Genomic DNA, 12,877 nt, shown 5'->3' with positions numbered 1-12,877 from the left:
ACGCGACAGGAGCGGCCGTCGCGGTGAGCGGGAGCCGACGGGCGGCGAGAGCGCGACCGGCAGCGGCGGGATCCGTCGGGCTTTTGGCCTCGCGTTCCCGAGAATGGACAACGACGAATGGCCCGGTACCACATCGAAACGTACGGTTGCACGTCCAATCGCGGCGAGAGCCGCGAGATCGAGCGACGGCTCCGCGATGCCGGCCACTACCGGGTCGACGGCCCCGAGGTGGCCGACGTCGCCATCCTCAACACCTGTACCGTCGTCGAGAAGACCGAGCGGAACATGCTCCGCCGCGCCGAGGAACTGGCCGACGAGACCGCAGACCTGTTCATCACCGGCTGCATGGCCCTCGCGCAGGGCGAAGAGTTCCGCGCGGCCGACATCGACGGCCAGGTGCTCCACTGGGACGAGGTCCCCGAGGCCGTCACGAACGGCGAGTGCCCGACCACGACGCCCGACGCCGAACCCATTCTGGACGGCGTCGTCGGCATCCTGCCGATCGCACGGGGCTGCATGTCCAACTGCTCGTACTGCATCACCAAGGAGGCGACCGGCAAGATCGACTCGCCGCCGGTCGAGGAAAACGTCGAGAAGGCCCGCGCGCTGATCCACGCCGGCGCCAAAGAAATCCGGATTACGGGCCAGGACACCGGCGTCTACGGCTGGGACACGGGCGAGCGCAAACTCCACGAACTGCTCGAGCGCATCTGCGAGATCGAGGGCGACTTCCGGGTCCGCGTGGGGATGGCCAACCCGAAGGGGGTCCACGGCATCCGCGAAGAACTCGCGGAGGTCTTCGCCGAACACGACGAACTCTACGACTTCCTGCACGCACCCGTCCAGTCGGGCAGCGACGACGTGCTCGGCGACATGCGCCGCCAGCACCAGGTCGAGGAGTACGTCGAGGTCGTCGAGACGTTCGACGACCGCCTCGACTACTGGACGCTCTCGACGGACTTCATCGTCGGCTTCCCGACCGAGACCGAACACGACCACGAGCAGTCGATGGCGCTCCTGCGCGAGACGCGCCCGGAGAAGATCAACGTCACCCGCTTCTCGAAGCGCCCCGGCACCGACGCCGCCGAGATGAAGGGGCTGGGCGGCACGGTCAAGAAGGAACGCTCGAAGGAGATGAGCGAACTCAAGCGCGAGATCGTCGCCGACGCCTACGAAGACATGGTCGGCGAACGCCGCGAGGACTGTCTCGTCGTCGAGGAGGGCACCGCCGACTCCGTGAAGTGTCGCGACTCGGCGTATCGCCAGATCATCGTTCAAAACGCCAGCGACCACGGCCTCGAGCCCGGCGACTTCGTCGACCTCGAGGTGACGGCCCACGAGACGATGTACGCGTTCGGCGACCCGGTGTAGACAAGGGAGCGCCGTTGAGCGACGTCCTAGTCGCTTTCCGTTTTCGTAGAGCTCTGTTCGTACTGGACGGAAACCGAAATCAGCGCTACCGCTGAGCAGTTTACGTTGCAGCAGTAATGCACCGCCGCGGGAACGGCGGTCTCCCGTCATAGCTCTACCTTGTGACCAGAAGCACTTAAAGAAACGATCCGGTCGGTCGCAGTCGGTCGCCGACGATCACCGCACGACTCGAGCGGACTACCGCAATTATTTGTACCGGAACTGGTAATCGGGCTAACAGTACGATGCGCCGCCCCGCCCTCCGCGCACTGACGGTGAGTCTGATCCTCGTCGTCTCCCTCGCCGGCTGTAGCGCCCTCGGCGACGACCCGACGAGAGACGAGCGCGCCGTCGAGGCCCTCGAGGACGCACGGGCAGCCCTCGACGAGACGGCGACCTACCGGTACGAAGGCGAGTTATCCGTCGCCGCCGACCACCAGCACATCGACGGCTCCGTGTTCGGCGCCGTCGACCTCGCGAACGAAACGATGTACACGAACGCGACGATCGACGGGACGACCCTCGAGTCATATCTCGAGGGCGACACGCGTCGCGAACAGTGTCCGGCGCCGTGGGACGGCTGGCACGTCGAGTCACTCGACGAGGACGAAGACGAAGCCGAAAGCGATCCCTGGCCGGACGACACCCCCGCCCACTCGCAGCTCTCGCTGTTCGAGGACGGCGACCTCCACTGGAACGGCACCGAGACGTACGACGGCCGGGAGGCGATCCGGCTCACCGGCTCGCCGCCGGCGGACGCCTTCGACGATGGCCGCATCGGCGGCTCCCGATTCGACTTCGGCGGGCCGAACCTCGAGGACGCGAGCACGACGCTCTGGCTCGACGCGGAGACGGGGCGTCCGCTCGAGACGAGCGTCGAGTTCGAAGTTTCCGGCAACGACGAGACGGCGACCGCGTCGATCACGATGCGCTATTCGGCGTACGACGAACCCGCCTCGATCGACGTGCCGACGGTACCGAGCGAGGATCGGTACGAACTCGGCTGTCCCGGTACGTGATCGGGGCGGCAGAAAGCGCGCGGGTCGGCGGACGGTATCGAGAGCGGCGGCTCGCCGGTAGATTCCTCGAGAACGACCGTCCTCCCGTCATAGCTCCACCTTGTGACCAGAGGCACTTAAAGCGACGATGGGCTCGGAGCGGATCCAGCGATCGACCGAGCCGTAGCTGTCCGGAATAACTGCGCCTCGAGAACGGCGTGTCTCCGTCGTATCTTCACCTTGTGACCAGAAGTACTTAAAGAAATGCGACCGACGCTGTGGGTTGGGGGTACGGCTGAGCGGAGACGGGCGAGTGGACATCGAATCCCCGCGTCTCGCGACCACTCCTACCGGCCGTCACCGCGGCGTGCACGTCGACAAACCGGCGGCAAACTGTTCGTTCCGAAAGGCATAATCGGCCGCTGGCCCGAGTACGGCCAATGAGTCACCAGCTTCCGGACGTGCAGGCAACGTCGCCCGACGTCACCGTCGGCCTGAGCCAGGTCGGCGTCACCGGCGTCGAAAAGCTCGTCAAGATCGCCCGCGAGGACAAGCGCCCGATCGTCCTCACCGCCGAGTTCGAGGTCTTCGTCGACCTCCCCGCCTGGCGCAAGGGCGCGGACATGAGCCGCAACATGGAGGTCATCGACGAGATCCTCGAGGACGCAACCCGAGAGGAGGCCTACCGCGTCGAGGAGGTCTGCGGGGACGCCGCCGAGCGGCTCCTCGAGAAGCACGACTACACCTCGAAGGCGCAGGTCTCGATGGAGGCAGAGTTCATGCGCCGCGAGCAGACGCCTGCCAGCGACCGCGAGACCCAGCACACGGTCGACATCATCGCGGCCGCGACGGCGACGGAAGAGGGAACCCGCGAGGAGATCGGCGCCGAAGTGACGGGCATGACCGTCTGTCCCTGCTCGCAGGGGATGTCCGCCGCGCGCGCGAAGCAGACGCTCGAGGACCTGGGCGTCGACGAGGAGACGATCACGGAGTTCTTAGACGAGGTGCCCCAACCGGGCCACTCCCAGCGCGGGCACGCGACGCTGACCGTCGAGGCCAACGGCGATCCGGAGGTCGACCTGAACGACATCATCGACGTCGCCCGCGACTCGATGAGCGCGCGGATCTACAACCTCGCGAAACGGCCCGACGAAGACCACATGACTTACGCGGCCCACGCGGACGCGAAGTTCGTCGAGGACTGCGTGCGCTCGATGGCCGAGGGCGTCGTCGAGGAATTTGACCATCTCGAGGACGACGCGGTCGTCACGATGAAACAGTCCAACGACGAGTCGATCCACCAGCACAACGCCCACGCCGAGCGGGTCGTCGAGATGGAGACGCTGCGCGAGGAAGTCAACGGCGACGGGAGTTAGCGTCGCTATTAGAAGGTCAGCGGCTCCGCTTCCTGCCACCGCGGGACGAACTCGTCGTGGACGCTTGCCGCGAACTCCGGATCTTTCAGGTCGATCATCCCGAACGCCTCGCCCGACGAGAGCGGGTTCGGCACCTGGATGCAGACCTCGACGTCGTCGATGAGGTTGAACGTCCCCGTCACGTCCTCGTTCGTCCGGACGTCGAAGTCGTCGCGTGCCTGTAACGTCTCCCGGTAGCGCTCGCCCACGCGCTCGGAGAGCGCCGGTACCATCTGTCGCGTCATCAGAACGTCGACCGAAACGCCGCGGTCGAGCGCGTCCTCGAGTTGTGCGGTGACGTCCTCGCTTAACGCTTGGACGTCCCGCCGCGGAGCCGGGTTCGCCACGACCATCACGATGTGGTCGTCCGCCGCCGCCAGCCGCTCGAGTAAGAGGTCCGTCGTCTCCTCGGGGCCGACCGCGGCGGTCCAGAACTGGTCCTCGACCGGATCCGCGGCGTCGAGTTCGTCCGAGAGGTCGTCGACGATCGACTCGTACTGTTCGGCCTTCTCCTCGAGTTCGCGCTTCTTGTCGTCGAGGAGGCGGTCGAGCGCAGTCGACGGTTCGACGGCGACGTACTTCTTCGGCCGGCTCGCGGTCTGGCTCCGGACGAGGCTGTACTGTTCGATGCTGTTGAGGACGTCGTAGATCCGTCCCATCGGGACGTCGCTCGCCCGTGACAACTCCTTAGCGGTTGTCGGGCCCGTATTCAACAGCGCACGATACGCTCGCGCCTCGTATTCGGAGAGCCCGAGGTCCCGGAGACTGGCCATGTCCGAAGCGATTCGCCGCCGAAATATAAACGCTATGGTGGTTTGAACTGGAAACGTTCGGACCGATTACGGGCGCAACTCAGTCGAGAACGGCCTGCACGCGCTCGCTCAACTCCGACGGAGTTTCGGCCGGCTCGGAGACGTGGTCGCCGCGTTCGACGCGGGCCGTGCCCGCCTCAAGCGTCCCGGCTGACGCGTTCGGCACGACGACCTTCTCGTGGTCCGCCAGCCGGAGCGCCGCACGGTGGAGGTCCGAACCGGGCTCGGCCGCGACGCGGATGGCGAGCGGTCCCTCGAGCAGTCTCGAGACCGCCGTCGCGTACCGCGCGATCTGGACGCCGAAGCGGTCGCTCGCGCCGGCGAAGGCCTCGAGCGTCTTGCGGGCGTACTGGCGGTAGCGGTCGGCGTCCGCGGCTGCGTCGTCATCGTCGGCGGTCCCAGCGGCCAGTTCCGCGAGGTCGATCAGCGCGTCCGCGAAGGCGACGTTGGCGTCCAGCGGTCGGAGCGGCCGGTCGAGCAGTCCGACGCCTTCCGCGGGGCCGTCGACGAACGAATCCTCGTCGTGGAGGCGCTCGATCGTCGCGTCCGCAACCCGCCGGGCGTCCGCGAGGAACTCGGCGTCGAGAACGCTCGCGGCGGTCGTCAGCGCCTCGAGGGCGCGGGCCTGGTTGGTCAGTAGCGGCGTCGGCGCGTCGTTCCCGTCCGCAGTGTACCGGTGCGCGACGACGCCCTCCGCGAGCAGATCCTCGCGCAGCGTCGCGAGCGCGCGCTCGGCGTAGCGCCGGGCGCGCTCGTCGTCGGTGTAGGCGTAGTAGGTGAGCAGCCCCTCGATAGCCAGCGCGTTCGGGCCGGCGAAGACGCCGTCGTCGACCGGCGGCTCCGCGGCCGACGCCCGGTCGGTCGCGTCGAGGCTGTGGGCGTCGTCCTCGCCGGGAGCCTGACTGTTGGCGAAGGCGTCGACGTCGCCGTTCCACAGCGTCGTCGTCAGGAAGTCGATCGTTCGCTCGGCGGGTTCGCGGTACTCGTCTTTGCCCGTCAGCAGGTAGGCGTTCGCGAACGCGCGCACGAGCGCGCCGTTGGAGTCCAGCAGCTTCTCGCGCTGGACGCCGCCCCAATCGCGATCCGTGGCGAAGCGATAGAAGCCCCCGTCGTACTCGTCCAGAAGATTCGCGCTGACCGCGTCGAACGAACGCAGCGCCATCTCACGGTCGCGCTTCAAGGCGAACTCGAGGGCGTCGGGCAGCGGGAACTTCGGGCTCTGGCCCCAGCCCCCGGCGACCTCGTCGTAGGTCTCTGCGAACTGGCCGAGCATGGCGGCCTCGACGTCGGCGGTGAGCTCGCCGGCCGGCGGGTTGTCCTCCCGGAGCGGCCGGGGGACGCGGGCGGCGCCGCTACCCTTGGTTTGCCACATCGTGCGGACGCTGTCGAGCACCTGGCGCATCCCGTCGGCACCGAGGTAGCCGGCGCCGGTCAGCACGTTGCCGTCCGGCGCGAGGAAGACGGTCGAGGGGAAGCCGCCCATGTTGTACCGATCGCGCACGCGCGGGTAGCGATCGACGTCGACCCGGATCGGCACGAAGCTGTCGTTGATGTTCGCCGCGATCCGGGGCTCGGCGTAGGTCTCCGCGTCCATCTCGTGGCAGTGGTCGCACCACGTCGCCGTGAGCGAAAGCAAGACGGGGGCCTCGGCCGCTGCGGCCTCGTCGAAAGCGTCCTGACCCCACTCGCGCCACTCGACGCGGGTCGTGTCGTCGTCCATACCGGACGGTGGTGGGTCGCAGGCGTAAGGTCTTCGTTCGCGGCACGGCGGTCGAACTGGACTCGAGATGTGGATTCGGACAGCGTTCGCCGAACAGCATGTTCGTGCAACGAAACTGAGAGTAAAGGGTTTTCACGCTTCGCCGGCTAGAGTCGGTCATGCTCCGGTGGATCTTGGCGCTGTTGCTCATCCCGTTCCTCGACGCGGTGTTGCTCGGGTTCCTCGTCACTCAGTTTGGCGGGTTCACGTGGGTCGGGATGGTCCTGCTCGTCGTCCTGACGGGGCTCGTAGGCATGCTCCTCGTTCGCGCCGAAGGCCGACGGACGATCGGGAAGATGCAACGCTCGCTGGCACAGGGGAAGCCGCCGACGAACGAACTGCTCGACGGCGGGCTCCTGATCGCCGCCGGAGCGTTCCTGCTGACCCCCGGACTGGTCACGGACCTCATCGGGTTCCTGCTCGCCGTCCCGCTCACTCGAGTGCCGATCCGCGCCCTGCTCAAGCGCTACGTGATCGTCCCCTACGCGGACAAGAAGACGGGCGGGTTCGCGAGCGGCGGCGTCTGGACCTTCGGGTTCCCGAACGACGGGCAAGGGCAGGGCCAGGGGACTCCCGGCCAGGGCTCGCCTGGAAACGGACCCGGCGGACCCGGTACCGGCGGCTCGAGCGGCGCAGACGGCACCTACGACCTCGGGAGCGACTCATACACCGTCGACACCGACGAGCCCTCGAGCGGGGACGGCACCCGGATCGATATCGGGGACGACGAGAGCGAGGAATCGAACGACGGCGACGGGTTCTCTCGGTAGCAGTTCCCATAGCAGGTCCGGAAAGAAACGCTTAAACATATGACCCGACAACAAACGAGTGCGAACGCGGGCCGATAGCTCAATTAGGTTGAGCGCCACTCTGATAAGGTGGAGGCTCTCGGTTCAAATCCGAGTCGGCCCATACTTCTGTGGCGAGCAAACTCGCGAGCTGCGCGAGTGTATTTTTGCAGCTAATTCGACACTCTCGAGCGCCTCGCACATCGAGAATGCGAGTCAGCGGTCCCGTCACGGCAAACTGGTCGATGGTCGGGATCGTGTTTGTGTCGGCTCGAGAGCAGTAGTGATATACGACTGGTTGGCATCGCTACCAGTATGAGTTCTGATAGCAATCGAACAATTCTCGAGAGCGGCGGGCCTGGGAAGACCACCGGAGTCCTCGCCGTCGCGTACGTGCTTGTCGGCATCGGATTCGCGTACGGACTCGTCGCCGAGTCGACGACGGTGCTCGGTGCAGCCCTGCTCGCAACCGGACTCGTCGTCATCGGTTCGTTGCTGATCCTCGCCGGCCGAGAGGGGATCGTGACCGCCGAAAACAAGCTGATCGGCACCTTCGTACTGCTCGCAATGGTATTGCTCGTCGGGCTCTCGACGTTCACCGACGTCGCGTTCGAAGTCGTCTTCGGGCTCGTCGTTCTGGTCGGCGTCGTCGCCCCCGGAGTACTCCTGCAGTACACTCGCTACGGCCGGAGCGAGTAATCGACGCTCCCGCTCCGAACGTACCCCCGGGATCCAACGAAAATCGCTTAGCGGCTCAGAACTCGCGCAGCTCCTCGAGCACCGCTTCGGCGCTGCCGTCCGCGATAACCTCGCGAGCCCGCTCGAGGCCGTCCTCGAGCGTGTCGACGTCCTGCCGGGCGTACATGCGGAGCGCGCCGTTTAACGCGATGGCGTCGGCGAAATCGTCCTCGCGCTCGCCGGCCAGCACCTCCTCGGTGATCGCCGCCGATTCGGCGGCGACGTTCTCGACCTCGAGATCCTCGTTTTCCATCTCCATCCCGTACTCGGCGGTCTCGATCTCGTAGTCCTCGAGGTCTTCGCCCTCGTTCCACTCGGCAACCTTCGTGTAGCCGGGCCGGATGTCGTCGTAGCCTTCCATTCCCTGGAAGAAGATCGCTCGCGAGTACTCGAGTTCGTCGCTCTCCCGGATGAGATCGGTCAGCTTCTTCGCGAACGCGAGGTGGTAGAACGAGCCTAGGTGGACGTCGGCGTTCGCGGGGTTGGCAACGGTCTCGATCGTGTTGATGAACGTGCGCACGCCCATCTGATCCCGGCGGTCGAGCAGGTCGTGGACGGCGGGGTTGAACGCGGGCTGGTAGTAGAAGCCGAAGCCGGTCTCGTCGACCATGTCGGCGCTTTCCGCGGGCTCGAGCTCGGTCCGAACGCCGAGTTCCTCGAGGACGTGCTTGTACGCCGTTTCCTTCTGCGTCGGAACCCGATCCCCGGAGTGGACGACGATCGGCGTCCCCGCGGCGGCGGCGACGACGCCCGCGCCGACGCCGAGCAGGGCGGAGGTGTGCTTCCCGTCGTAGTTCGCGCCGCAGTCGACCGGGTTGGCGTTCGGCTCGGCCGTAATGACCGACTCCTCGCGCATGACGTCGGCGTAGGCCGCCAGCTCCTCGGGATTGTTTCGCTTCCAGCGATTCGCCAGCCAGAACGCGCCAAGCGTCGTCTCGTCCGGTTCGCCGGCGAAGATACGCTGTAGGGCTTCGCGCGCCTGCTCGCGGGTCATGTCCTCCGCGGACTTGGGACCGGAGCCGACCACCTCGGTCAGCAGCCGCTTGAGCGGCCACTCGCCGAACTCCTGCGTCGTCTGAGTCATATGCAGCGGTTCGGACGCGCGTTGCAAAAGGGTCCCGTTTCCGGCGACGTATCGGGCGTTCGACACGCCTACCGGATGAAGCTGTGGAGAGGAGTACAGCCCGACAGTAACCGGTCAGTTCCGCGCCCAGTCCATCCCCTCTTCGAACGTGTTCGCCGTGTTCGTCTCGACTCCCTCGATGTCGCCGACCTGGCTCTCGAGCGCCATACTCTTGATCCCGTCGGAGACCATCACCCACTTGGTGATGTCGTACTCGAGGCCGGCCGCCGCCGCTTCCTGCGCCTTCTCGAAGACGTCGGCGTTCAGCGCGGCGTCCATCTTCAGCCACGAGAGGTGGGCGTGGACGTTCGACCGCGCGGCCAGGGTCTCGAATCGCTCGTTGACCTTCTCGTACTCGGATCGGTCGGAGGGCATCCCTTCGGGGAACTCCGCGATGAGAACGCCGTCCTCGACGTAGAGGCGCCACTCGGATTGCTGACTGTCTCGACCGCGGTCGGATTTCGACATGAATTGCTCGTTTCGGTGGTGCGCTCTTAACCGGTCTGGCCAACAGTGCATGTTGTCTCGGAAGAACCGCCCGTTGAGGCGTGTTGCACCCGTTCAGAGTCCAACGGCTCAATCTGAACTAGCCTATTGATATACCGGCTGGCGGCTGTCCGAGATTTGATCAATCGGTAGCTCCCGATCGACGAGGAAAGGGTTACTCGAGCGCCTCGGCGACCGCCTCGATCGGCGTCGGCGGCTTCTCGTCGGCCGTCGGGCGGTGCTCGAGTTGGGTGCGACACGAGGCGCCGGGGGCGACGACTCGGTCGCCGTTGCTCTCCGTAACCTGCTCGTAGAGAATGTCGGCAATCGCGTCGCTCATCGAGGCGTGTTCGGCTTCGTAGCCGAACGAGCCGGCCATCCCGCAGCACCCGGAGTCGAGCGGGTCGACGGCGTATCCCGCGCGTCGGAGGACGCCGACCGCGTGGTGGTCCTTAGCCGTCGACTTCTGGTGGCAGTGGCCGTGGTAGGTCAGCGCCTCCGCGGGCGCGTCAAACGCGATTTCCTCGTCCAGTCGGAAGGTATCGAGGTACTCGCAGACGCCGTAGGTCCCGCTCGCGAGGGTTTCGGCCGCCTCGTCGTCGAGCAGGTCGAGGTAGTCCGACTGGAACATGACCGCGTCAGAGGGTTCGATAACGACGACGTCCCAGCCGTCCGCGACCCGCGGCGCGAGCGCCTCGACGTTCTCGACTGCCGTCTCGCGGGCCTGCTCGAGGAAGCCCTTCGAGAACGCCGGGCGGCCGGTATCGCACAGGTCCGGATCGTCGGGCAGCGCGACGTGCACGCCCGCGGCCTCGAGCACCCGAACTGCGGCCTTGCCGGCCTCGGGATAGCTGTAGTTGGTGTAGGTGTCGGGGTAGAGGATCGCCTTGCGGTCCGCTTCGACTTCCGGAATCCGACACCCACCTCGATGTTCAAACCAGTCGCGGAACGTCGTCTGCGCGAAAGTCGGGAGTGGCCGATCCGAATCGATCCCGACCGTCGCCTCGAGGAGTTTGCGCGCGCCCGGTACCTTCGACGCGAGGTTCGAGAGCGGTGCGAACCGACTCCCCAGTTTCGAGAGCGTCGCGACGTTGGCGAAGAGTCGATCCCGGAGCGTCGCGCCGTTGCGCCGGTGGTACTCGTGGGTCACTTCGGCCTTGAGCTTCGCCATGTCGACCTCGCTCGGGCAGTCGATCGAACAGCCCTTGCAACCGATACACAGCCCCATCACCTCTTCGACGAACTCGTCGCTGAACGCTTCCTCGGGCTCTAAGTTGCCGCTCATCGCCTGCCGGAGCGCGTTCACCCGGCCGCGAGTGGCCGTGATCTCCTCCCGGCTCGCCCGATACGTGGGGCACATCACGCCGCCGGTCGTGGACTGCTGGCCGCGACAGCCGCCGCAGCCGTGACAGAGCTCGACCATGCCCTGCATGCCGTTGTCGTTGTCCCACTCGAGCGCGGGTTCGAAACCGGCCTCGAACTCGTAATCGGAATCGAACCGGAGGTGCTCGCGCAGGTCGGTCGGGTGCTCCTCGCGGAAGACGACCTGACCCGGGTTCAGGATCCAGTCGGGGTCGAACGCGGTTTTGAGGTCCTGGAAGGTTTCCCACAGCTGTTCGCCGTAGAGCTTGCGGTTCCACTGGGTTCGGGCCCGGCCGTCGCCGTGCTCGCCCGAGACGCTCCCCCCCAACTCGACCACGAGGTCGGTCACGTCGTCCGCGATGCCGTACAGCTGCTCGAGGCCCACGTCGGTCTTCGTGTTCACGAGCGGCCGGACGTGGAGCACGCCGGGGCCGGCGTGGGCGTAGAAGCTGGCGTAGGTGTCGTGGTCCTCGAGGATTTCCTCGAACCCCTCGACGAACTCCGGCAGCTTCGCGGGCGGGATCGCCGTGTCCTCGATGAAGGAGATGTGCTTCTCGTCGGTCGTCCGCGAGAGCAAGATTGGAAGGCCCGACTTGCGGAGCTTCCAGAGCTTCGCACGCTCGGCCTCGTCGTAGGCCTCGAGCGCGTCGATCGCGAGCGTTTCGGCGTCGGTGCGTGGCGCGTCGTCCGCGGGTTCACCTTCGGCGGTCGCGTCAGGACAGCGATCAGCCAGCAGCCCCGCCACCTGCTCGCGGCCGTGGTCAGTATCCTCCGCGTAGAACTCCACGAGCAGGACGGCGTTGGTTCCGTCGGGCAGAATTTCGGTGACGGGGCCGAACTCTGCGGTCCCGCGCGCGAGGTCGATCAGCACGTCGTCGAGGACCTCAACCGCCGCGGGATCGTGCTCGAGGATCGCCGTGACGTCTTCCATCGCCTCGTGGAGGTCGCGGTAACAGAGCAGGGAGACGGCCTTCGTCTCGGGCACCGGCTCGAGGGAGACGGTGACCTCGGTGACGATCGCCAGCGTGCCCTCGCTGCCGGCCAGCAGGCGCGCAAGATTAACAGTGCCCGGTTCGCCGGTATCTTCGCCGCCCGGCAGTTCTTCACCGCGGGCTTCGGCAACCAGCCGATCGAGGTTGTATCCCGACACGTTGCGCTTCAGATCGGGATACGTTTCCTCGATCAGGTCGGATTCCTCCTCGAGGATCCGGTTCACTTCGGCGTAGATCCGCCCCTCGAGGTCACCGTCGGGATCGGCGCGGGCGTCGATTTCCTCGAGCGTGACCTCGCCGAACTCGGTGACGGTGCCGTCGGCGAGGACGACCTCCGCGGACTCGATGTAGGCGTCCGTCTTTCCGTACTTCAGGGAGTGCGACCCCGTCGAGTTGTTCCCGATGGCGCCGCCGATGGCGCTCTTGTCGCCCCACGCGGGGTCGGGCGCGAACTTGACGTCGTGGGGCGAAAGCGCCTCGTTGAGCGTCCCGAGGATCGTCCCGGGCTGGACGGTCGCCGTCCGGTCCTCGGGATCGATCTCGAGGATCTCGTTCATGTGCCGGGTGAAATCGAGCACGACGGCGCGGTTGACCGTCTGGCCCGCCAGGCTCGTTCCCCCGCCCCGCGGAAGCACCGGGATTCGTCGCTCGGCGCAGTACTCGAGAATGCCGGCGACGTCGGCCGTCGACTCGGGGAAGGCGACGGCGATCGGCGTCACCTCGTAGGCGCTCGCGTCGGTCGCGTACAGCTGGCGCGAGTAGGAGTCGGCCCGTACCTCGCAGTCGACGAGCCGTTCCAGGTCGTCGACCAGCGCCGGACGATCGACGTCGTCGCTCCGGTAATCGTAGTTCGCTCGCCGATCGGCGGCCGGATCGGCGCTCGGCTCCAGCGACATACCCGCCTCTTGGGTGCGGAGCGTAAAAGCATCGACCCTCTCGGACTCGAGCAAGGGGCAAGGGCAGGGGTGGCGGCGACCGACGGGGGGAATCGATC

General features: G+C 66.4%; 10 protein-coding genes and 1 tRNA gene. 6 read left to right on the top strand and 5 right to left on the bottom strand.

The annotated features are described in order from the left end of the window. Positions 1-117: 117 nt before the first annotated feature. From HALXA_RS05960 to mptA, 3 genes are all read left to right on the top strand, one after another. Complete coding sequence (locus HALXA_RS05960) at positions 118-1,371, top strand: tRNA (N(6)-L-threonylcarbamoyladenosine(37)-C(2))-methylthiotransferase (protein ID WP_013879409.1); 1,254 nt, start codon at positions 118-120, stop codon at positions 1,369-1,371. Between the two features lie 284 nt (positions 1,372-1,655). Continuing rightward, positions 1,656-2,429 (top strand): hypothetical protein, encoded by a 774-nt coding sequence (locus tag HALXA_RS05955; protein ID WP_013879408.1) that lies wholly within the window; start codon positions 1,656-1,658, stop codon positions 2,427-2,429. A gap of 419 nt (positions 2,430-2,848) precedes the next feature. Next, positions 2,849-3,784 carry a GTP cyclohydrolase MptA gene (gene mptA, locus HALXA_RS05950; protein ID WP_013879407.1) on the top strand — a complete coding sequence of 312 codons (936 nt, stop codon included), beginning with the start codon at positions 2,849-2,851 and terminating at the stop codon, positions 3,782-3,784. Between the two features lie 8 nt (positions 3,785-3,792). On the opposite strand, the gene HALXA_RS05945 is transcribed toward mptA, so the two are convergent. After that, complete coding sequence (locus tag HALXA_RS05945) at positions 3,793-4,596, bottom strand: TrmB family transcriptional regulator (protein WP_013879406.1); 804 nt, start codon at positions 4,594-4,596, stop codon at positions 3,793-3,795. Between the two features lie 79 nt (positions 4,597-4,675). Beyond that, positions 4,676-6,355, bottom strand: coding sequence for a DUF255 domain-containing protein (locus HALXA_RS05940; protein ID WP_013879405.1), 1,680 nt, complete (start codon positions 6,353-6,355; stop codon positions 4,676-4,678). Between the two features lie 158 nt (positions 6,356-6,513). Between HALXA_RS05940 and HALXA_RS05935 the strand changes: the two genes are divergently transcribed. The 3 genes from HALXA_RS05935 (at position 6,514) to HALXA_RS05925 (ending at position 7,881) form a co-directional block, all read left to right on the top strand. Continuing rightward, positions 6,514-7,164: an FxsA family protein gene (locus HALXA_RS05935; RefSeq protein ID WP_013879404.1), complete on the top strand. Its 651-nt coding sequence runs from the start codon at positions 6,514-6,516 to the stop codon at positions 7,162-7,164. A gap of 68 nt (positions 7,165-7,232) precedes the next feature. After that, a tRNA-Ile gene (locus HALXA_RS05930) sits at positions 7,233-7,306 on the top strand. A 191-nt stretch (positions 7,307-7,497) separates the two neighbouring features. Continuing rightward, entirely contained in the window at positions 7,498-7,881 is a 384-nt protein-coding gene (locus HALXA_RS05925; RefSeq protein ID WP_013879403.1) for a hypothetical protein, read from the top strand. Between the two features lie 55 nt (positions 7,882-7,936). Here HALXA_RS05925 and HALXA_RS05920 read toward each other — a convergent pair whose 3' ends face one another. The 3 genes from HALXA_RS05920 to HALXA_RS05910 form a co-directional block, all read right to left on the bottom strand. Beyond that, a complete protein-coding gene (locus tag HALXA_RS05920) occupies positions 7,937-9,004 on the bottom strand; it encodes an anthranilate phosphoribosyltransferase (RefSeq protein WP_013879402.1) in 1,068 nt (355 codons plus the stop codon). A gap of 114 nt (positions 9,005-9,118) precedes the next feature. Next, on the bottom strand, positions 9,119-9,511 hold the full coding sequence (locus tag HALXA_RS05915; RefSeq protein ID WP_013879401.1) for a hypothetical protein: 393 nt from the start codon (positions 9,509-9,511) through the stop codon (positions 9,119-9,121). Positions 9,512-9,704: 193 nt separating this feature from the next. Next, complete coding sequence (locus HALXA_RS05910; protein ID WP_013879400.1) at positions 9,705-12,779, bottom strand: FAD-binding and (Fe-S)-binding domain-containing protein; 3,075 nt, start codon at positions 12,777-12,779, stop codon at positions 9,705-9,707. Positions 12,780-12,877 lie beyond the last annotated feature (98 nt).

It is taken from the genome of Halopiger xanaduensis SH-6 (assembly GCF_000217715.1).
Classification (GTDB): domain Archaea; phylum Halobacteriota; class Halobacteria; order Halobacteriales; family Natrialbaceae; genus Halopiger; species Halopiger xanaduensis.
The sequence above is the reverse complement of the archived record's forward strand: the minus strand, read 5'-3'. Positions and strand labels throughout refer to the sequence as shown.